The organism is Zoogloea sp. (assembly GCF_044344315.1).
In the GTDB taxonomy this organism is placed as follows: Bacteria; Pseudomonadota; Gammaproteobacteria; order Burkholderiales; family Rhodocyclaceae; genus Zoogloea.
In genome coordinates this window covers 1-20,088 of the sequence record NZ_JBIJDC010000045.1, presented here as the reverse complement: position 1 = coordinate 20,088, position 20,088 = coordinate 1, and the positions used below count along the sequence as shown (strand labels likewise).

Annotated in this window: 19 protein-coding genes and 1 pseudogene; 4 read left to right on the top strand and 16 right to left on the bottom strand. The window is 64.3% G+C overall.

Translation table 11 applies throughout. The features are described 5' to 3' along the window. Nucleotides 1-3: 3 nt before the first annotated feature. Nucleotides 4-723 (bottom strand): ABC transporter ATP-binding protein, encoded by a 720-nt coding sequence (locus ACIQ09_RS11515; RefSeq protein ID WP_398309513.1) that lies wholly within the window; start codon nt 721-723, stop codon nt 4-6. Between the two features lie 138 nt (nt 724-861). Next, nucleotides 862-2,322, bottom strand: a complete 1,461-nt coding sequence (guaB, locus tag ACIQ09_RS11510; RefSeq protein WP_398309510.1) for an IMP dehydrogenase — start codon at nt 2,320-2,322, stop codon at nt 862-864. Nucleotides 2,323-2,403: 81 nt separating this feature from the next. Here guaB and ACIQ09_RS11505 point away from each other — a divergent pair, with 81 nt between their 5' ends. Then, entirely contained in the window at nt 2,404-2,874 is a 471-nt protein-coding gene (locus ACIQ09_RS11505) for a DUF4124 domain-containing protein (RefSeq protein WP_398309508.1), read from the top strand. Nucleotides 2,875-2,899: 25 nt separating this feature from the next. Here the strand turns inward: ACIQ09_RS11505 and ACIQ09_RS11500 are convergent, their stop codons facing one another. Continuing rightward, complete coding sequence (locus ACIQ09_RS11500) at nt 2,900-3,229, bottom strand: RnfH family protein (protein WP_398309505.1); 330 nt, start codon at nt 3,227-3,229, stop codon at nt 2,900-2,902. A gap of 1 nt (nt 3,230) precedes the next feature. Next, nucleotides 3,231-3,668, bottom strand: coding sequence for a type II toxin-antitoxin system RatA family toxin (locus tag ACIQ09_RS11495; protein WP_398309502.1), 438 nt, complete (start codon nt 3,666-3,668; stop codon nt 3,231-3,233). A 67-nt stretch (nt 3,669-3,735) separates the two neighbouring features. On the opposite strand from ACIQ09_RS11495, the gene smpB reads away from it, so the two are divergent. Continuing rightward, on the top strand, nt 3,736-4,182 hold the full coding sequence (gene smpB / locus ACIQ09_RS11490) for an SsrA-binding protein SmpB (RefSeq protein ID WP_398309551.1): 447 nt from the start codon (nt 3,736-3,738) through the stop codon (nt 4,180-4,182). Nucleotides 4,183-4,192: 10 nt separating this feature from the next. Here the strand turns inward: smpB and ACIQ09_RS11485 are convergent, their stop codons facing one another. From ACIQ09_RS11485 to ACIQ09_RS11475, 3 genes are all read right to left on the bottom strand, one after another. Continuing rightward, complete coding sequence (locus tag ACIQ09_RS11485; RefSeq protein ID WP_398309499.1) at nt 4,193-5,122, bottom strand: hypothetical protein; 930 nt, start codon at nt 5,120-5,122, stop codon at nt 4,193-4,195. A 119-nt stretch (nt 5,123-5,241) separates the two neighbouring features. After that, entirely contained in the window at nt 5,242-5,553 is a 312-nt protein-coding gene (locus ACIQ09_RS11480; protein WP_398309496.1) for a 4a-hydroxytetrahydrobiopterin dehydratase, read from the bottom strand. A gap of 16 nt (nt 5,554-5,569) precedes the next feature. Further along, a complete protein-coding gene (locus ACIQ09_RS11475; RefSeq protein WP_398309493.1) occupies nt 5,570-9,163 on the bottom strand; it encodes a DUF748 domain-containing protein in 3,594 nt (1,197 codons plus the stop codon). 169 nt (nt 9,164-9,332) lie between these two features. On the opposite strand from ACIQ09_RS11475, the gene ACIQ09_RS11470 reads away from it, so the two are divergent. Beyond that, nucleotides 9,333-10,556 carry an NAD(P)/FAD-dependent oxidoreductase gene (locus tag ACIQ09_RS11470; RefSeq protein ID WP_398309490.1) on the top strand — a complete coding sequence of 408 codons (1,224 nt, stop codon included), beginning with the start codon at nt 9,333-9,335 and terminating at the stop codon, nt 10,554-10,556. Between the two features lie 55 nt (nt 10,557-10,611). Here ACIQ09_RS11470 and ppa read toward each other — a convergent pair whose 3' ends face one another. The 5 genes from ppa to hemN all read right to left on the bottom strand — a co-directional run bounded on the left by ppa (nt 10,612) and on the right by hemN (nt 15,873). Next, nucleotides 10,612-11,139, bottom strand: a complete 528-nt coding sequence (gene ppa, locus ACIQ09_RS11465) for an inorganic diphosphatase (protein ID WP_148579286.1) — start codon at nt 11,137-11,139, stop codon at nt 10,612-10,614. Between the two features lie 90 nt (nt 11,140-11,229). After that, the gene (locus ACIQ09_RS11460) at nt 11,230-11,436 is read right to left on the bottom strand and encodes a heavy-metal-associated domain-containing protein (RefSeq protein ID WP_398309486.1); all 207 of its coding nucleotides are present in this window, start codon (nt 11,434-11,436) and stop codon (nt 11,230-11,232) included. Nucleotides 11,437-11,447: 11 nt separating this feature from the next. After that, nucleotides 11,448-13,643 carry a heavy metal translocating P-type ATPase gene (locus ACIQ09_RS11455; protein WP_398309483.1) on the bottom strand — a complete coding sequence of 732 codons (2,196 nt, stop codon included), beginning with the start codon at nt 13,641-13,643 and terminating at the stop codon, nt 11,448-11,450. A 20-nt stretch (nt 13,644-13,663) separates the two neighbouring features. Beyond that, nucleotides 13,664-14,380 carry a sulfite exporter TauE/SafE family protein gene (locus ACIQ09_RS11450; RefSeq protein WP_398309480.1) on the bottom strand — a complete coding sequence of 239 codons (717 nt, stop codon included), beginning with the start codon at nt 14,378-14,380 and terminating at the stop codon, nt 13,664-13,666. Nucleotides 14,381-14,478: 98 nt separating this feature from the next. Beyond that, the gene (hemN, locus tag ACIQ09_RS11445) at nt 14,479-15,873 is read right to left on the bottom strand and encodes an oxygen-independent coproporphyrinogen III oxidase (protein WP_398309477.1); all 1,395 of its coding nucleotides are present in this window, start codon (nt 15,871-15,873) and stop codon (nt 14,479-14,481) included. Between the two features lie 119 nt (nt 15,874-15,992). On the opposite strand from hemN, the gene fnr reads away from it, so the two are divergent. Beyond that, nucleotides 15,993-16,727, top strand: a complete 735-nt coding sequence (gene fnr, locus ACIQ09_RS11440) for a fumarate/nitrate reduction transcriptional regulator Fnr (protein WP_398309548.1) — start codon at nt 15,993-15,995, stop codon at nt 16,725-16,727. Between the two features lie 27 nt (nt 16,728-16,754). Here fnr and ACIQ09_RS11435 read toward each other — a convergent pair whose 3' ends face one another. The 4 genes and pseudogenes from ACIQ09_RS11435 to ACIQ09_RS11420 all read right to left on the bottom strand — a co-directional run. After that, entirely contained in the window at nt 16,755-17,141 is a 387-nt protein-coding gene (locus ACIQ09_RS11435; protein ID WP_398309475.1) for a SirB2 family protein, read from the bottom strand. Between the two features lie 71 nt (nt 17,142-17,212). Next, entirely contained in the window at nt 17,213-17,953 is a 741-nt protein-coding gene (locus ACIQ09_RS11430) for an MBL fold metallo-hydrolase (protein ID WP_398309472.1), read from the bottom strand. A 5-nt stretch (nt 17,954-17,958) separates the two neighbouring features. Further along, the gene (locus ACIQ09_RS11425) at nt 17,959-18,582 is read right to left on the bottom strand and encodes a chemotaxis protein (RefSeq protein WP_398309469.1); all 624 of its coding nucleotides are present in this window, start codon (nt 18,580-18,582) and stop codon (nt 17,959-17,961) included. A 153-nt stretch (nt 18,583-18,735) separates the two neighbouring features. Next, nucleotides 18,736-20,088, bottom strand: a pseudogene (locus tag ACIQ09_RS11420) (hypothetical protein); the annotation flags it as partial.

Genomic DNA, 20,088 nt, shown 5'->3' with positions numbered 1-20,088 from the left:
GGATCACCCTTCTACAAGGCGCCCCGCGGCCAGACGCAGCGTCCGGCCACAACGGGCGGCGAGGGCGTTGTCGTGGGTGACCAGCACCAGGGTCGTGCCGGCTTCGGCATTGAGGGAGAACATCAGCTCGATCACGGCGTCGCCGGTGGCCACATCCAGGTTGCCGGTGGGTTCGTCGGCGAGCACCAGCGCCGGCTGGGGTGCGAAGGCCCTGGCAACGGCGACGCGCTGCTGCTCGCCCCCCGACAGCTGGCGCGGATAGTGCCCCAGGCGGGCGCCGAGCCCGACACGGCCCAGCCACAGCTCTGCTTCCTTGCGGGCATCGCCGCGACCGGCCAGCTCCAGGGGGAGCATCACGTTCTCAAGGGCGGTCAGGGCCGGCAGGAGCTGGAAGGACTGGAAAACGAAGCCCACGCAGGCGCCGCGCAGGGCGGCCCGTCCGTCCTCGTCGAGGGCAAACAGGTCCTGTCCACGGATATGCACGGCGCCACTGCTCGGTTCGTCCAGCCCGGCCAGCAGACCGAGCAGCGTGGACTTGCCGGAGCCGGAAGCACCGACAATGGCCACGGCCTCGCCCGCCACGATGCGAAAGGACACATCATCGAGAATGCGCAGGGCCTTGCCGTCGTCGGCAGTGACGGCGCGGCACAGGCCGCTTACCTCGACTACCGGCGCAAGAGCGGCCGCGGCAGAGGAGGAGTCTTGATAGGTTCGGGTCAGCATGGAGATGTGGAGTGCGCTCGGCGCGATAGGTTCAGCGGGATGACGCGGAGCCCTTGATGATACCCGTCAGCCATGACACACCCGAGGGAACGAAAAAGGGCAGCCCGAAGGCTGCCCTTTTTCGCAACACGGGATCGATCAATCCACGTGGTAGTTCGGCGCTTCCTTGGTGATCTGCACGTCGTGGACGTGGGACTCGCGGATGCCGGCCGACGTGATCTCGACGAACTCGGCGCGGGAGCGCATTTCGTCGATGGTGGCGCAACCCACATAGCCCATGGAGGCACGCAGGCCGCCCATCAGCTGGTGGATCACCGCCGTCACGGCGCCCTTGTAGGGCACACGGCCTTCGATGCCTTCAGGCACCAGCTTGTCCACGTTGCCGTCGTTCTCCTGGAAGTAACGGTCGGCGGCGCCCTGCTGCATCGCGCCCAGGGAGCCCATGCCACGATAGGACTTGTAGGAACGGCCCTGGAACAGCACGGTCTCGCCGGGAGCCTCTTCGGTACCGGCGAACAGGCCACCCAGCATGACCACGTTGGCGCCGGCCGCGATGGCCTTGGAGATATCGCCGGAGTAGCGGATGCCACCATCGGCAATCAGCGGCACGCCGGAACCGGCAAGCGCCGTGGCGACGTTGTCCACCGCCGTGATCTGGGGCACGCCCACACCAGCGACAATGCGCGTGGTGCAGATGGAGCCCGGGCCGATACCGACCTTGACGCCGTCGGCGCCGGCTTCCACCAGCGCCAGCGCGGCGGTTGCGGTTGCGATGTTGCCACCGATGACTTCGACCTGCGGAAAGTTCTTCTTGACCCAGGTGACCCGATCGAGCACGCCCTGGGAGTGACCGTGGGCGGTATCCACAACGATCACGTCCACACCCGCCTCGGCCAGCAGTTCGGCACGCTCTTCGGTGCCGGCACCGACGCCGATGGCCGCGCCGACACGCAGGCGGCCCAGGGTGTCCTTGGCGGCGAGCGGATGCTCGGTAGACTTCATCATGTCCTTGACGGTGATGAGGCCTGCCAGCTCGCCTGCATCATTGAGTACAAGCACGCGCTCGAGGCGGTGCTTGTGCATCAGGGCGCGGGCTTCATCCAGGCTACCCCCTTCCTTGACCGTGACCAGGCGGGCCTGGGGGGTCATGATGGCGGAGACGGGCTGATCGAGATTAGTCTCGAAGCGGGTATCGCGGTTGGTGACGATGCCGATGACCTTGCCGTTATCCACCACCGGCAGGCCGGAGAACTTGTGGGTGCGGGTCAGGGTGAGCACCTCGCGAACCGTCATGGTCGGCGGGATGGTGATCGGATCCTTGAGGATGCCCGATTCAAAGCGTTTTACCTTGGCCACTTCGGCCGCCTGCTGTCTCGGGGTCAGGTTCTTGTGAACGATCCCGATCCCGCCTTCCTGCGCGAGCGCAATGGCGAGGCGTGCTTCGGTGACGGTATCCATTGCAGCGGACACCAGGGGAATATTCAGGGTAATGTTGCGCGTGAGTTTCGTCTGGAGGCTGACGTCGCGCGGGAGAACGCTCGAATGGGCGGGGATGAGAAGGACGTCATCGAACGTCAGCGCCTTCTGAATCACTCGCATAGCTTTAATCCCTTGAATCAAATCCGTATTATACGTAGCTTGCCGCCTACCGGCAAAAGCTTTGTCCCTACGGAGTCCCCAATGTTCCACAAACTGCTTCCCATGCTGCTGCTCTGCACGGCCACCTCTGCTGCTGCACAGAGCATTTACAGCTGGAAGGATGCCAGCGGCCGGGTTCATTACTCCGACACCCCTCCTTCCGAGGGCAGCAAGGCGCGGACCCTACGTCAGGCGCCGCTGGCACCGACTGCGCCGGCTGCCCAGGGCACCCCACGGCCGGCCGTCGGCGAGACCTACGCGGAGAAGGAACAGGCCTTCCGCAAGCGCCGGGCCGAAGCCGCCGAAGCCGAAGAAAAGGCACGCAAGGACCAGATTGAGGACGAACGCAAGCAGAAGGAGTGCGCAGATCTGCGCCGATACCTGGCAGGCGTGAGCGGCGGACAGCGCATGGGCCGCTACAACGATGCCGGAGAGGTGATCATGATGAGTGACGACGAGCGCACCGCCGAAGCAGAGCACACCCGCGCCACCCTGGAAAAGAACTGCAAGTAAGGCCGCCCGGCGCGGCCTGCGGGTTTCAGGCGGCGGCGTCTTCCGCCGGCCCGCCACCCTTCTTCATGACCTTGCCCTCTTCGGCACGCTTGCGTCGCACCTCCTTCGGGTCGGCGATCAGCGGCCGATAGATCTCGACCCTGTCCTTGTCCCGCAGAACGGTATCTGCCTTGACCAGCTTGGCAAAGACCCCGAGCTTGTTGCCCTTCGCAAGGTCGATCTCGGGGTGCTTCTGGAGCAGGCCCGATGCCTCGACGGCGCGTTGCACGGTGCTGCCCTGGGGCAGGCGCAGCTGCACGATCTCCTGGCGATCCCGGAGGGCATAGCAGACAAGTACGTTGATGGAATCGCTCATATCAGTTCCCGGTGTAGATCTGCCCTGCACGCTTGACGAAGGAGTCGACGAAGGTATTGGCAATGTGACTGAACACCGGGCCGACCGCCTTCTCGATGAGACGGCTGGAGAACTCGTAGTGCAGGTTGAATTCGACCTTGCAGGCGGCATCCCCCAGGGGCGTGAAATCCCAGCTGCCATCGAGATGCGTGAAAGGGCCATCGGTCAGGCGGATGTGCATGTGCCTTGGATAGTCCTTGTCGTTCTCGGTGCTGAAATGGGATTTGATGCCGTGATAGTTGATGTGGAGCGTGGCCTTGGTGACTTTTTCGTCGCGGGCATGCACCTCACTCCCTCCACACCAGGGCAGAAATTTGGGGTAATCCTCGCAACGATCCACCAGATCGAACATCTGGGTCGGCGTGAACTCGATCAGGACAATTTTCTTGACGGTTGCCATCGGGACGCGGGCGGACTACCGAGCTGTTAAAATGCGCGATTTTACGCGTCCGTTCAAACCTACGCCAATGAGCATCATCGACAACCGCAAGGCCTTCCACGATTACTTCATCGAGGACAAGTACGAAGCCGGCCTCGTGCTGGAGGGATGGGAGGTGAAGGCCATTCGCGCCGGGCGCGCCAACATCAAGGAAAGCTACGTGGTGATCCGCGGTGCCGAAATCTTCATCGTCGGCATGCACATCACGCCGCTGGAGTCCGCCTCGACCCACATTCACCCGGATCCGACCCGCACCCGCAAGCTGCTGCTGCACGCCGAGGAGATCGCCAAGCTGATCGGCAAGGTGGAGCGTGCCGGCTACACGCTGGTCACCCTCGACCTGCACTACACCAAGGGCCGGGTGAAGGCCAGCATTGGCCTGGCCAAGGGCAAGAAGCAGTTCGACAAGCGTGAAACCGAGAAGGAACGCGACTGGGTTCGGGAGAAGGCGCGCCTCGTGCGCGCCAAGGTCTGATCAGCGGGGCCTATTCGGTTTCGCCGAGGGCCCACTCCACATCGAGGCGTTCCAGGGCGTCAGCAGGCTGACAGGCCGCCGCTTCACCAAAAATCTGATGGGCCCGCCCTTGGTCGAGCCCACCGAAGGCCAGCGCCGTTGAGCGCGCATATTCGGCCAGCACAACCGGCGACTGGGGATGAAGGGCGCGCGCGGCCTCGAAATGCTCGGTGACGGCTTCTCGGCGGGCGCCGTAACTGAAGGCAGCCATCATTGCCCCCACCTTGTCGATCACTTCAGCGTGATAGACACCGAGACCCACGTGTGCATCCGCATGCCCGGGCTCCAGATCGATGGCCTTCTGCAGGCTCTCACGGACCTTTCCCCCCAGGCCCTGGGCAAGCGCACGGACAACCGATATGTTTTGGCTGAATCGCCCCAGGGCCAGCCCATACACATACCAGGCGCTGGCCCAGTTGGGCGCCAGCTGCACGAGTGCGGAACAGGACTCCACCACGTCGCGCAAAATCGCCACCCGCCGGGCTTCGTTCTCTTCGAGATGCGAGGCATAAACCGCTGCAGCCCGTGCCGAAACCACCAGACCTACCGGGCCAGCCGCCAGCCCCCGGTCCACCGCATCGGCAAAGTCACCGGCGTGATAGGCGCGCCAGGCATCTTCGAGTACGGGAACGACAAGGTCCGGCGCCGGCACACTGGGCGCCAGGGCGGGATTGGCCTGCAGCAGCGCGTCCAGGCCTTCTGCAGAAGGATAGGGTTCCCGGTCGCCGCGGTGCAGGCGCGACCAGTTGCTCTGAAGTGCCGTGCCGCCATAGCGGTAAATCCGGTCACCATACGGGAAGCGCTTCCAGGTCCGCCGGCTTTCAGCCTGCTCCTCCCCGAACACGTCGGTACGCACGCGTGAACGACGAAGGGCTCCGCTCCAGTCAAACGTCAGATGCATCAGCTGTGTTCTCCCTCGGGTTGTCCGGATTATTCTTGTCGGCCCGGACTCCATGAACGCCGAAATCGCTGAAAACTACAGATCCGGTGGCCGAAGGTTAGCACCGTCGGCGCAGACAATCATGCCGCGCTGCCGCATAGCGCAGCAGCGGCATCCATGAATCGGGCGAGCTGAATGTCGAGGGCAGTCAGGCCGCCCGCATCATGGGTGCTCAGGGTCACCTCCACGCGAGCATAGACATTGAACCATTCCGGGTGGTGGTCGAGCTTCTCCGCCATCAGGGCGACGCGGCTCATCCAGCCGAAGGCCGTATTGAAGTCGGCAAAACGATAAACCTTGTGGATGGCATCCCGCTCGGGGAGCACTTGCCAGCCCGTCAAGCCGGCCAAGGCGGCCTGACGTTCAGCGGCTTCGAGTCTTTCCACTCTCATGAACTCCTCCTGTGGATCAGCGCAAGGAAAAATCGACCCGACTCACCCGGGCCTTGGGGTGCTTTCCGTCGTCACCGCTACGCGAGGCGAGGAGAAAGACACGCTCTGCCGGCACCTTGCCCTGCTCCAGCAGCCAAGTCTTGACGGCCTGGGCACGCTGCTGGGCGAGCAGGCGCAACTCGTCGTCCCCCACCTGGATACTGGCGAGGATCAACTTTTCCATCTCGGGCACGGGCAGATCCTTGGCCATGCCGATCATGTTGCGAGGTTTGGGGAATTTCTCGCCGGCATAGACCCGGCCCAGAAGCGCAGGGTATTCAGCCGGCGAGACGGACACGCGTCCCCCCTCCTCCACCGACTCGCCTTTCCTGGCCATGTCCTTCACCTTCAAGGCCTCGACCTTACCGAGCAGCAGGGCGCGCTTGAGCCCTTCGGGGTCATTCAGGGTGTCCACCCGCCCGGCGATGTCGAGCTTGAGGCCCGGCTTATCATTCATCGCGCGGGAGATGGCCTTCAGCTTGGCCTCCTCCGCCTCCGGCACCCGGGCAAAGCCGGGATCGAAGTCCAACCAGGCCAACTCTTCGCTGTCGCCGCCGAACATCGAACCAAGCAGGGCAAAGGGCGAGGTGATGGCCTTGCCGATGAGGTTGACGATGACCTTCACGACGAGACCCGCGACGCTGAACTCGGGATCGTCCAGGGAGCCACCCACCGGCAGCTTGAGGTCGATCTCGCCCCGGCTGTTCTTGAGCAGGGACACCGCAAGAAGCACCGGCAGCTTGAGGGCGCTCGGGCTGTCCACCTGCTCGCCGAAGGTCAGTTGATCCAGAAAGATCTCATTGGTGGCGGTGAGCTTGCGATCCTCGACCTTGTATTTGAGGTCGGCCGACAGCTTGCCCTTCTCGATGCCGTAGCCCACGTACTTGGCCGCGTAAGTGGAGACGCCCGAGAGTTCGAAGTCCTTCACCGACGCGTGGATGTCGAGGGCCTTGTCCTGACGGAAGGGGTTGAGCCTGCCGACCACCTCCACCGGCGCGGCGTTATCCACCCTGCCCCGCAGATCCAGCTCGGCAATGGTGCCAGGGTCGGACGACAGCCCCGTGAGCTGCCCGCCCATGCCTGTCAGGTTGGCGTCGTAGTTGGGGCGGATGAAGCGGTCGCTGTAGGCGATGTTGCCCCCCTGCAGGGTGATGCGCTTGATCAGGATGGGCGGCAGGGGCTGGGCAGGTGTGGCAGCCTCACGCGCTTCCTTGTTCTCGGTCGCCTGCTGGGCGGTGATCTCGCGGATGTTGAGCCCGCCCTGGGCGTCCAGGATCAGCCGGGTGTAGAAGTCACTCAACGCAATCTCGTCGATGCTCACGGCCAGCGGCGACAGGCGGATGTCCATGCCGCCGAAGTACAGTGACTTCCACTTGAGGAAGTCGGTGGCATTGAGCTTGTCCACCGAGGCGAAGTTGCCCACCGTGAGTGCGCCCTTGAAGCCGCCCTTCACCCCACCGCCGGCCGCCGGCAGTTCAAAGGCCAGCCGGCCACGGGAGGTGACATTGCCGCGGGTGATCGCAATCTTCACCTTCTCGGTGACGTAGGGCTGGAGCATGGCCAGATCCACGGTTTTCAGGTCCAGGTCCAGGCTGCCTGCCAGCGGCGCCAGACCCAGCGTACCCACAACACCGACGTGGCCGCGCTTGTTCACCGAGGTCTGGAGATTCAGTCTTGCCTTGCTGCCCTTAGCTGTGGACAGGCCCTCCACCTTCAAACTCAAGGGCTCGACCTTGAGCACCACGGCCGGGGCCAGGGTCTGATCCTCAAGCCTCACCCCCCAATCGTCGAGGGCGACACGCTTGACCTCCACCTGCCAGTCCTTTGCCGTAGCGCCCCCACCGGCGGGGACGGACGCGACAGTCTTTGCCGGCGCAGCCCGGCTCCCGACAGGTGTCTCGCCAGCAAGGCGCTGGGCATTGAACAGCCCATCCTTGCCCCGCACCAGGCCGATCCGCGTGGCATTGCCCACGACCTCACCAACCGTCACCTTGTGGCCGGCGGCATCCACCTCCGCATCCCGCAGCTCGAGCAGGCCCAGCCGGGCCAGCGGCTGCTTTTCGCCCTTGAGGCGGACACTCAGGTCGCTCAGCTTGAGGGACTCGGCCTTGAGCCCGATCCTGGGCTCTCCCCCGATCAGCGACACGTCGTAAGCCACACGTGCATCGACCTTGCCCGACAGCACCTCGGCCTGCTTGAGCGCGGCTTCAAGATAGGGCGTCAGGGCCGGCACATCGACACCGGCAGCCACCAGCGTGCCACTGGCCTTCAGCGGCTCGACCGCCAGGCTGCCCTTGTGCTCGAAGGTCTCACCCGATCCTGTACCGAAGCCGAAATCCAGCGCGGCCGGCTCGCTGCCCGGCAGGCGCAACTGACGCAGGGATACATGCAGATCCTGCAGGGTCTTCTGGTAAGGGCTGGCGGGCAGCTCGTCGATGATGTGGACCCGACCGCCCGTCAGCTTGAACTCGGCCAGGGACAGGGCAAAGGGCTTCGTATTGGAAGATGGCGCGGCGGGCGCAGCCTGCTTGTCCGAAGGCAAGGGGGGCCGCTTGGGAATCAGCGCCAGCAGGCTCAGCTGACCATCCCGGCCGCGGCTCACGCTGAGGTCGGGTTTGTCGATGGACACCGTGCCAAGGGCCAGCTCGCCGGCCAGGGGCGCGAGCTTGTCGATCCCTACGCGCACCGCAGCCAGCTTGATGGCCGGGCGGCCGTCCGCATGCTGGATCTCCACGTCATCGAGGCCCAGCGTGCCTTTCACGCTCAGATCGGGGGCCGCATTGGGCGGCTGGGCAAAGCGCAGTTCAAGGTCGCTGGAGAAGCGCGCGCCGGGCAGGCGGAAGGTCTTCTCCACGGGGATGTAATCCACGTAGCGGGTCAGATCAAAACGGTCGATGCGCAGATTGACCAGCGATTCGCGATTGGGAGAAAACGGCAGGGCCTTGCCGTGAACCTCAAAGGGAGCGTCATCCACCTTCATCGCCAGCAGGGGCTCGACAAAGGTGGATACATGGGATGGCATGTTGGAGACAAAGGGCAGGCCAAGCTCCAGCTCGGTCAAGGCATGCTTGCTGTCTTCGGGCTTGTCGTCGAAATCGATCCGCCCCTTTTCAACGCGGATGTTATGGACGGCAAAGTGGCTGGAAGACCCATCGTCCGGCTTGCTGAGGATCTCGTCGATCACGTCCGACCAGTTGAAGCGCCGGCCCTCGAGCCGAATCACGCTGACCACCGGCTCGACAAGCTTCAGCTCCTCGACAACCACCCCACCGCGAAACAGGGATTCCAGCTCAACGTTGACATACAGGGAGGTGAAGCTGGCCGCCGTCGCATCGCTGTCCCGCTCCTGCATGCGAAAGCCACGGACTTCCGCCGACAGGGCGTAGGGATTGATGGAAACCCCCTCAATGCTCACCGGCCGATGCAGCAGATCGGACAGGGTGCTTTGCGCCACCGACCTGACCAGTGGTGGGGCAACCAGGAAACCCACCACACCCACCAGCGCAAAAACACCTGCGCCCCACAGTGCCCACCTGGCCGGCCGACCGGCTACGCGCACTTTCTGTCCCATCTCGTCGTGTCCCTTTTTCTCCGCGCCAGTTGCGCGGGCGAGCATTCCTGCATCCCGGAAGCCTAGCAGGGGAAGACAATGCTGCAAATGACGTTCTGCGCGGTGTTTGCCGTAACGCAAGCCGCGGTCTATCCTCCGGGCCCGTCATCGCTCCGTTCGCCCTGTCGCCATGAACCACCCTGCCAGGATTTCCCGTTACGACGTGATCGTGATCGGCGCCGGCGCCGCCGGCATGATGTGTGCCGCCGAAGCCGGCAAGCGCGGACGTCGCGTGCTGATCCTCGACCATGCCCCCAAGCTGGGCGAGAAGATCCGTATTTCCGGCGGTGGACGGTGCAACTTCACCAATCTCGACGTGGGGATCGCGAACTATCTGTCGCGCAACCCCCAGTTCTGCCGCTCGGCCCTGGCCCGCTACACGCCGGCGCATTTCATCGGACTGGTGGATCGCCACGGCATTGCCTGGCACGAGCGCGAGCATGGGCAGCTCTTCTGCGACGACTCGGCCCAGGACATCATCGACATGCTGCGCGCGGAATGCGAAGACGGTGCCGTGAGCTGGGCCATGCCGTGCACGCTCCAGGCGCTGGCCGCCGGCGACACGCCGGAGACACGCTTCATCCTCGACACCAGTCAGGGGCAAATGGCCTGCGCCAGCCTGGTGGTGGCAACCGGCGGGCTGGCCATCCCGAAGATCGGCGCTACCCCCCTGGGCTACAAGATTGCGGAACAGTTCGGGCTCGCCATCATTCCCCCCAAGCCGGCCCTGGTGCCCCTGACCCTGCCACCCGAAGAGCTCGCCATCTACAAGGAGCTCTCCGGCATGGCCTTCGACGCGGTGGCCGAATGCGGCGCGGGACGCTTCCGGGAGAACCTGTTATTCACCCACCGCGGCCTGTCGGGGCCAGTGATCCTGCAGGCCTCGTCCTACTGGCAGGCGCGGGACTACGGCGAGGCGGACGGCGGCACCCAGGTCACGGTCAATCTCTTTCCGGCAGAGAACGTCCGCGACTGGCTGGGGGAACGCGCCCGCAGCAAGAGCCTGCTGGCCAACTTGCTCACCGAACGCCTGCCCAAGCGCTTCGCCCAGGCCTGGTGCGAACAACGGGGCTGGAACAAACCCACCCACCAGTTCAACGCCCGGGAGCTGGACGCCATCGCCGCTGCCTTGTCCGGCTGGGCGATCACGCCCAACGGCACCCTCGGCTACGCCAAGGCTGAAGTCACCCTGGGCGGGGTGGATACGCGTGCCCTGTCCTCCAAGACCATGGAGGCACGGGACGTGTCGGGTCTGTTTTTCGTAGGTGAAGTCGTGGACGTCACCGGCCATTTAGGGGGCTACAACTTCCAGTGGGCCTGGGCCTCGGGCCACGCTGCCGGCCAGGCCGTCTGAAAGGCATAAAAAAGGCCCGCATGCAGCGGGCCCTTTCAGCAGCAGAAGCGAACGCTTACTTGGCAGCAGCAGCCAGGCCGTTCACGATTTCCTGCTTGGCTTCCTCGACGGTGCCCCAGCCCAGGATCTTGACCCACTTGCCCGGCTCCAGATCCTTGTAGTGCTCGAAGAAGTGCACGGTCTGCTTCATCAGCAGCTCGGGCAGGTCGTCGGTGGTCTGGACCTTGTCGTACAGCGGGGTCAGCTTGGAGACGGGAACGGCCACAACCTTGGCGTCCACACCGCCGTCATCTTCCATCTTCAGCACGCCGACGGGGCGGCAGCGGATGACCACGCCCGGCGCCAGCGGGAAGGGGGTGACCACCAGCACGTCCACCGGGTCGCCATCGCCGGCGACGGTGTGGGGCACGTAGCCGTAGTTGATCGGGTAACGCATGGACGTACCCATGAAGCGGTCAACAAAAATCGCGCCGCTATCCTTGTCCACTTCGAACTTGATCGGATCGCCCTGAGCGGAGATCTCGATGATCACGTTGATGTCGTTCGGAACGTCCTTGCCGGCCTTGACCTGATCGAAACCCATATCACTACCTCCCGTTATTAGATGTAAGACAGCGCAGCATTATATGTGAGCAGTGCTCACATCGGATAAACCCTGATGGCGGAAATCCGCTCAGCTTGCGTCAAAACCGCAGTCTTCCACCACCGTGCGCAGGGCGTTGGCCGACACTTGGGCCGGATCATAGCCAACTCTCGCCTCGCCCTGCTCCAGCGAAACCGCCACGCTGGCCACGCCCGGCGTGGCCGACAGCGCGCCGGTCACGTTCTTCACGCAGCCCTGGCAGCTCATGCCGGCCACCTTGATGAGCACTTCTTCCATCATGTTTCCTTTCAGTCTGATTTTCCCGGGCGCCAGCGCTTGAGCAGCAGGGAGTTGCTCACCACCGACACCGAACTCATGGCCATCGCCGCGCCGGCAATCACCGGGTTGAGCAAGCCGAAGGCAGCCGCCGGAATGCCGAGGATGTTGTAGATAAAGGCAAAGAACAGATTCTGGCGGATCTTGCCGAGGGTCGCCCGGGAAAGGGAGATCGCATCGGCAACCCCGGCCAGATCATTGCGCACCAGGGTCAGGTCGGCGGCCTCGATGGCCACATCGGAGCCCGCCCCGATGGCGAAGGACACATCTGCAGCCGCCAGCGCCGGCGCATCGTTGATCCCGTCTCCGACCATCCCGACCAGCCCTTCGCCACGCAGCGCCGCGACCGCCTCGGCTTTGCCTTCCGGCATGACCTGGGCGCGGAATTCGGTGATGCCTGCTTCTGCGGCGATCCGCGCTGCCACCGCCGGGTGATCGCCGGTCAGCATCACCACCCTTACCCCCAGGCCCTGCAAACGCGCCACGGCCGCCTTCGAGGTGGCACGCAAGGGGTCGGCAAGCCCCAGCGCACCCAAGGCCCTGCCATCGGCAGCCACACCCACCGGCGTCAGCGCCGCGGCGAGCAGCGGATCGAGCAGGTCTGCCGGCAGGGGCGAACCCTGGGCGGCCAGAAAATCGGGCGACCCCACCACCACCATCCGGCCACCCACCCGTCCGGTGACACCCTTGCCGCTGACGGCCTGAACCGCCTCGGGCAGGCTCAGCGCCACGCCGGCCTCCTGCGCGGCAGCCACCACCGCGCGAGCCAGGGGATGGTGGCTGGTCTGCTCAAGCCCTGCTGCCAGGCCCAGCAAATCCTCGCGTACGACACCGGCGGCCATCCTTGCATCCAGGACGGCAGGCCGGCCTTCGGTGAGCGTGCCGGTCTTGTCCACCACCAGCACCTTGATCTTCTCGGCCAGTTCCAGCGCCTCGGCGTTCTTCACGAGAATGCCGGCGCGAGCCCCCTGTCCCGTGCCCACCATCACCGCTGTCGGCGTAGCCAGACCCAGCGCGCAGGGGCAGGCAATCACCAGCACGGCGACGGCATTGACCAGCGCCGGGGCCAGCTCGCCACCGAACCACCACCAGCCCAGAAACGTGATAAGGGCGATGACCACCACTGTCGGCACGAAGACCGCAGCAACCCGATCTGCCAGACGCTGCACCGCCGGCTTGCCGCCCTGGGCCTGCTCGACGAGACGCACGATACCCGCCAGCAAGGTCTCGGAACCGACGCCAGTGGCCCGGCAGCGCAACACGCCATCACCATTCACCGTGGCCGCAAAGACCTGATCGCCCGGCGCCTTGACCACCGGGATGCTCTCGCCGGTGAGCATGGCTTCATCGGCAGACGACTCCCCCTCCAGCACGTCTCCATCCACCGGCACCGCATCACCGGGGCGGAGCACAAAAACTGTCCCTACCACAACCTGCTCCACCGGCACCTCGACCAGCTGCCCGGCCTGCTCGACCCAGGCCGTCGGCGGCTGAAGGCGCAGCAGGGCTTCGATGGCCGCCGAGGTGCGGGCGCGGGCCCGGGCTTCCAGCAGCTTGCCCAGGAGCACCAGGGTGATGATGCTGGCCGAAGCCTCGAAATACACATGCAGGTCGTGGCGATCAAGAATGACCACCGCCAGACTGAAGAAGTAGGCCACGCTGGTGCCCAGGGCCACCAGCACATCCATGTTGGCCCCGCCGCCGCGCAGGGACGACCAGGCGCCGGTGTAGAAACGCCGCCCGATCCAGAATTGCACGGGTGTGGCCAGCAGGCACTGTAGCCAGCGCGGCAGCAGATCCGCGTGGTGGCCGCTCGCCATGTCGGCACCCAGCATGCCGACCATCTGGATCAGGAAGGGAAGACTGAGCCCGGCCGACAGCCAGAACAGGCGCAGCTCGGTAGCCGCCTCGACTGCCTTGCGGGCCTTGTCGGCCACCCGGTCGCGAACGGTCACGGGGGTGGCGGTGAAGCCAGCCTTCGCCACGGCAGCAACGATTGCCGCGGGCTCGATCACCCCGGAGGTGTCGCTCACCCGCGCGGTCTCTGCGGCAAAATTGACGCTCGCCTCGACGCCGGGGAGCCGGTTGAGCACCTTCTCGAGGCGCGCGGCACAGGCTGCACAGGTCATGCCGCTCACGGAAAAATCGTAATGCACGTCCTGGCTCACAGTACCGCTCCCTGTCCGGGTCAGAAGTGGCAGACGACCCCGTTCCACAGGTTGCTGCCAAGGGTTGGCGCCGTCACCAGGCCATACACGCCAAAAGCCAGCACCACCAGTCCAGACCCCGTACGCACCGCGCGGTTCCGCACGACGTCCTTCAGGCGCTTTAGCAGCAGGCCCGCCAGCAGGAGATTGGGCAAGGTGCCAAGGCCAAAGGCCAACATCAGCATGGCGCCACGCTCGGCCGCACCGGTAACCAGTGCCGTGGCCAGCACGCTGTACACCAGGCCACAGGGCAGAAATCCCCACAGCAGCCCGAGAGGCAGAGCCTGGGCCACGGTACGGGCAGGCAGGAAGCGCCGGGTCAGGGGCTGGATGCGCGACCACAGACGATGTCCAAGCTGCTCGACGCCGGACAGGGCCCGGGTGAAACCGGTGAGATAGAGGCCCAGGGCAATCAGCATCAGGTTGGCCGCCACGTACAGCCCAAGCTGGATGGGCAGGATGTCATTGAAGAGCATCCCCACCGTGCCGATGGCGCCCATGGCGGCCCCCGCCAGGGTGTAACTGGCGATCCGGCCGATGTTGTAGGCCAGGTGCAGCGGCCACTCGCGCCGGGACTCGCCGGGCATTCGGACGGTGTTCACCGTCAGGGCGCTGACGATGCCTCCGCACATGCCGACGCAGTGGGTGCCCCCCAGGAGGCCGATCAGAAAGACTGCGAGATAGCCGGTTTCGGGCATGTTCCAGACCTAGAAGCAAAGCGCCCCGCAAAAGCACGGGGCGCCGGAAATCGCATTTGCCTTGGCATTCTAGCCCGGTGCCGACCGGGCAGGTTTGCTCAGATCACCTTGGAGTAGCGGGTGCGCTCCCGATCCGAGCGCAGATAACGATCGAAGACCATGGCGATGGCACGCACCAGCATGCGACCGGCCGGCAGCACGGAGATCCACTGCTCATCGATCTTCAGCAGCCCGCCCTTCTCCATCTCCTGCAGATCGGCCAACTCCGCGGCGAAGTACCGTCTGAAGTCGATCAGGTGCGCGATCTCGATGGACTCGATGGACAGCTCAAAGTGGCACATCAAGGCCTGGATGATGGCTCGGCGGAGCAGGTCGTCCGGAGTCAGTTCGATACCGCGCAGCACCGGCAGGCGATCAGAATCGAGGATGTCGTAGTACTCGTCGAGCGTCTTTACGTTCTGGGCGTAGGTAGGGCCAACCTTGCCGATGGCGGACACACCGAAGGCCAGCAGATCACACTCCGCGTAAGTGGAGTAACCCTGGAAGTTGCGATGCAGCCGCCCCTGGCGCTGGGCCGTGGTGAGTTCGTCGGTCGGCTTGGCGAAGTGGTCCATACCGATATAGACGTAGCCCGCTTCGGTAAGCCGGCGAATGGCCAGCTGCAGGATCTGCAGCTTGGTCTCGCCCGACGGCAGCTGGGCATCCACGATGCGTCGCTGGGGTTTGAACAGGCTGGGTAGGTGGGCGTAGTTGTAGATGGACAGACGATCGGGCGACAGGGCCAGGATCTGCTCAAGCGTCCGGTTGAAGCTGATGACGTTCTGCTTGGGGAGGCCGTAGATCAGATCCACGCTGACCGACTTGAAACCATGGGCACGGGCAGCGTCGATGACCAGCTTGGTCTCCTCTTCGCTCTGCACCCGATTGACGGCCTTCTGCACATCCGGGTTGAAATCCTGGATACCGACGCTCATGCGATTGAAGCCCAGCTCGGCGAGCAAGGCGACGGTGGCTTCATCCACCTTGCGGGGGTCGACCTCAATGGAGTACTCGCCATCCGGCACCAGCGTAAAGTGCTTCTTCACGATCGCCATCAACTGGCGCAACTCGTCGTGGGACAGGAAGGTGGGCGTGCCCCCGCCCAGGTGAAGCTGCAGGACTTCCCGCGGCCCCTCCAGGCTGGCAACCTGGAGATCAACTTCCTTTTCCAGATAATTCAGGTACTTGGCCGAGCGACCGTGGTCCTTCGTGATGATCTTGTTGCAGGCGCAGTAGTAGCAGATCGTATTGCAGAAGGGGATGTGGAAGTATAATGAGAGCGGTTTGCCGATTCCGCCGATCGTGCGCTTCCCGAGCCAGTCCCCCAGCGCCTCGGAGTTGAATGCCTCGACGAAGCGGTCAGCCGTGGGATAGGACGTATAACGCGGCCCATTCACATCGAACTTGCGAATGAGGTCCGGGTCGAAAATCAGATCTTTTTGTGTAGTGTTCATGGAAGCACTTCTGTTGGTTGCACGAGACAATCGCAGAATCGTCAAAAAATCGTATTGACGTGGATCAAAGGGCTCCAAACCTTGGTTTAACCGCAAAGTTCAGGTGATTACGCGTGCAGATGAAATCGGTAGTGCCGGTGACGGTGGTGGAGATCAAGACGGCCTGTTCCCAGTGCAACCTGCGGGAACTGTGTCTTCCTTTCGGCCTCGATCCGGGTGAGGTCAACCAGCTCGATGAGCTCGTCGGTAGCCGCCGCAAAATCAAGCGGCAGCAGCATCTTTACCGTTCCGGCGACACCTTTGAGGCCATTTACGCGATTCGCGCGGGCTCCTTCAAGACCGACGTGATCCTCGAAGACGGGCGCGATCAGGTCACTGGCTTCCAGATGACCGGTGAAGTGCTGGGCCTCGACGGCATCAGCACCGAACAACACTCCTGCAATGCCATTGCCCTTGAGGACAGCGAAGTCTGCGTCATCCCTTTCAGTCGCCTGGAAGAGCTCTCCCGCCAGGTGGAGAGCCTGCAGCACCAGTTCCACAAGATCATGAGCCGGGAGATCGTCCGCGATCATGGCGTCATGATGCTGCTCGGCTCCATGCGGGCCGAAGAGCGCCTCGCCGCCTTCCTGCTCAACATGTCCCAGCGCTTCACGGCCCGGGGCTTCTCACCGTCGGAATTCCATCTGCGCATGACCCGGGACGAAATCGGCTCTTACCTCGGTCTCAAGCTTGAGACCGTCTCCCGCGCCTTTTCCCGCTTCCAGGACGAGGGCCTGGTGGCCGTCCAGCAAAAGCACATCCGCATCCTGGATACGCCGGGCCTCAAGCGCATCCTCAACCACCACACGGCCTGATTCCCGGCTTGGTCCTCAGCCTGACTCTCAGGTGAGGGCCAGCCAGCCGAGCGGGCTTTTGGTGACCGCCACCGAAACAATGTAGGAATACACCGCCAGCGCACCGGCAACGGCCAGCACACGCTGGGGGCGCGGCCGTGCCGGCCTGAGGGCGATGGCACCGAGACCGATGTAGACCAGCAGGCCGACAATCTTGGCCGTCAGCCAGCCATCCACAAACGGAACAAAGCCCGCCATCCAGGCCAGGGCGATGGCGCTGAGCAGCAGACAGGAATCGACGAGATGGGGCAGGATGCGGGTAAGCCGGGCCCGCAGCAGGGGCGAGCCGGTAATGGACCACCAGCCACGCAGGGTGAAGCCGGCAATGCTGAGAACCACACAGGTGATATGAAAGTGCTTGAGAGCCAGGTACATGTCGCCTCGAATCGAGTGTTCCGGCGACACGCCCATCGGGACGCCGGGCCCGCCAGCGCGGGCCCCCGACTTTATCCCCGCAGAACGCCGACTTCCAGCGCGGCAAACCAGTTGATGAAGCGCTGCACGTCAGCCCCCTGATAGATCGCCCCGTGCTGGGGCACCATCATGTCGATCTCGAGGCGCGAAACCCGTTCGCACCAGTCGCGCTTGGCCCGGTCTGAACCCATCCAGCGCTTGTGGAAGGCTTCGGCGTGACGGATGTGGCGGGAGAAATCCTCCACGAACAGCCCGTTATGGTCCGCCGGCAGCAGGGCTGCCCCCACATCCCCGGAAAACAGGATTTTCGCCTTCGGGTCATACAGATGGAAGTTGCCCGATGAATGCAGGTAATGGGCAGGGATGGCCTGCAGTTCCAGCCCACCGACGCGGATGGTCATGCCTGCATCAGGGATGGGTACGAAGGTGCTCTCGTGGCCACCGAAATGGGGCAGGAAGGACTGCCACAGCCAGCTGGTGTAGCACTTGAGATCGGGCTTGAACTCCAGCCACAGGGCCAGGGACGAGATGATGTCCGGGTCCTGGTGAGACGAGAAGATGCCAGCCAGACGGGTCGGATCGCACTCGGCCGACAGGGCCGAAAAGACCGCCGGAAAGATCTCGATGCCGCCGGGGTCGCACAACAGCGCTTCTTCCCCGCTGACCACCACGTACTCGTTGGTGTCGATGAGGTAACCCGGCTTGGTGGCATCGCGGGCAATGGCGAGCCAGCGGTGCTCATCCTGCTGATAGATACAGTGGGCCTGCTTCATGTGTCCTAGTCCTTTACAAGGCGTTCCTTGCCGAGTATCTCCAGCGACCGCTTGATCTGGGCGATGACCTCAGCGAAATCCGTTGAAACCTGCATCAGTGCCGGGCTGAAAGAGCCACCATAGGCAGCTTCGATCTTGGCCGACCGGGCCAGCACACCGCCCAGTTCGACCAGCTGTTGCGTCTCCTCCACCGCCGAACGCAGGCGCAGGTCGAGGGAGCGCAAACGGGCCTGCTGGTCAGTCAGACGTGCCGCGCCGCGGCGGCGGGCTTCCCGTACACCGGGCACACCGTCACCGCTCAAGCGGATCGCCTCGGCCAGGATGGCCGAGGTGCGTTGATGTTGCACCACCCCGGTCACGCTGCCGACCGAGCCGGAAGTCATGTCCCGGAGGGTAGCCATGTGGCGGGTGAGCTCCTGGGCAAAGCGACGCAATTCGTTGGACAGCACGCCAAAGCCAAGGGCTGCGTTGCCGGCGCGTTTGGCCAGGAAGATGGCATTGAGTGCCATCAGATTGATCCGGAAGGCCGTGGACACGATGGCCTTTATCTCTTCATTGACGCGGACGATGCGGGCGAGCTCACCCGACGCGGGCGCTTTCAGGTGCAGGTTTCGTTCTGGCGCGTTCATGCTGGACTCTCAGGCGGCAACAGCCGCAGCGGGACTCGTGGACGGCAAGGGCTGGAACAGGCACGCACGCCAGTGGCGGGGCGGGTGATGCCTGATGTTGTGCCGGATTAACGGCGGCCGGAACGCAAGCTTGAGGCGCCCCGGCCGGGATCGTTAAGCAGCGGAGACGGGTGCCGCCGGACGACGCGGCGGCATGATGAAATCCCGCGGTCGAGTGCGCAGGCGGTGCCACAGGCGACGCCCCAGATCACGCAGATCATCCCGGGACAGATCGTAGGCGCGCACGGCCGTCATCAGGGACAGGGCAAAACTGACCCCCAGGTTGAGCACGAACATCACCGCCACGCCGAGGATCGCCAGGGACAACAGCCCCGTACCCACCCACTCCACGTCGAGGGACGCGGTGGCGAGGCTCAGGATGCCGGAATTGAGGGTCACGTGACGCACATCCAGGGGCAGGCCGAAGAACTTGCCGAGTACCGGTGTCATGCCCAGCATCAGGCCCAGGGAGATGTTGGTGGCCCAGCCCGACATGTTGCGTGACACAAGCCCGGCCAGGCGGATCATGCGCAAGCGCCCGAAGCGCAAGCCGAGCCGGTGCTCCGCAATCGCCTGGGGCAAACGGTGATAGACGGCCCAGTTGTCCACCCAGCCGCCCACCAGGGCAGCCAGGTACAGGATGCAGCCGGTCAGGGCAGCATAGAAGACGGTGCCGCTGTCCACCGGGCTCAGAGCCTGAAAGACATAAGTCGCCTCGGAAGTGCTGAGGAAGGAATGCCCGGTGATCCACTGCCACATCTCATCAAAGGCGTAGGCGCCGGTCGCCACCACCACCACGTTGGCGATGGTGGCCGCCAGCTGGGAGTGACAGATACAGGTGGCGTAGTCGACGATCACCTCCAGGCGCTCGCCGCCCTTGCGGTCACGGATGATCGCGGCAAAGGCCGCGGCGGTCATGGCCGGCTGCTTGGTGGCGAGGATCAAGCCAAGGGCCTGGAGGATCAGGAAGCTCACGGCGTAGTTGAGGCCGGACGCGAACCCTTCCATGAAGAGGGCCAGTCCCGCGCCGGCAATGGCCATCTTCATGGCTGCAGTGCCCACCGTGAGCATGCCGCCACCAGCCGCCGCGATCCAGATGTGACGGTAGTCGGCAGGCGTCTCAGCGATGTAGTGCTCTCCGGTCTTGCCGGCCCGATCCACGATGCGCCGCTGCAGGCGCTGGAGGTTACTGCGCACCAGGTGACGCAGGCTGGTGCTATCGTGGGCGGCGTAGGCCAGTTGCTGCAGCAGCAGCAACACCGGCCCCGGCGCCTCCCGCCCGGTGCTCATGACCGCCACGATGGCCTCCATGCGGGCGATGCAGCGCTCCAGCACATCCAGGCCATAGACGATGTCCACGCTGATGCCCTCAGACTCGAGACGGGTCGAGATCAGCTGCATCTCGTCCCGGCAGGCCACCACATCTTCCTGCCAGACATCGAGCAGATCGCCAGTGAGGCGTGACTG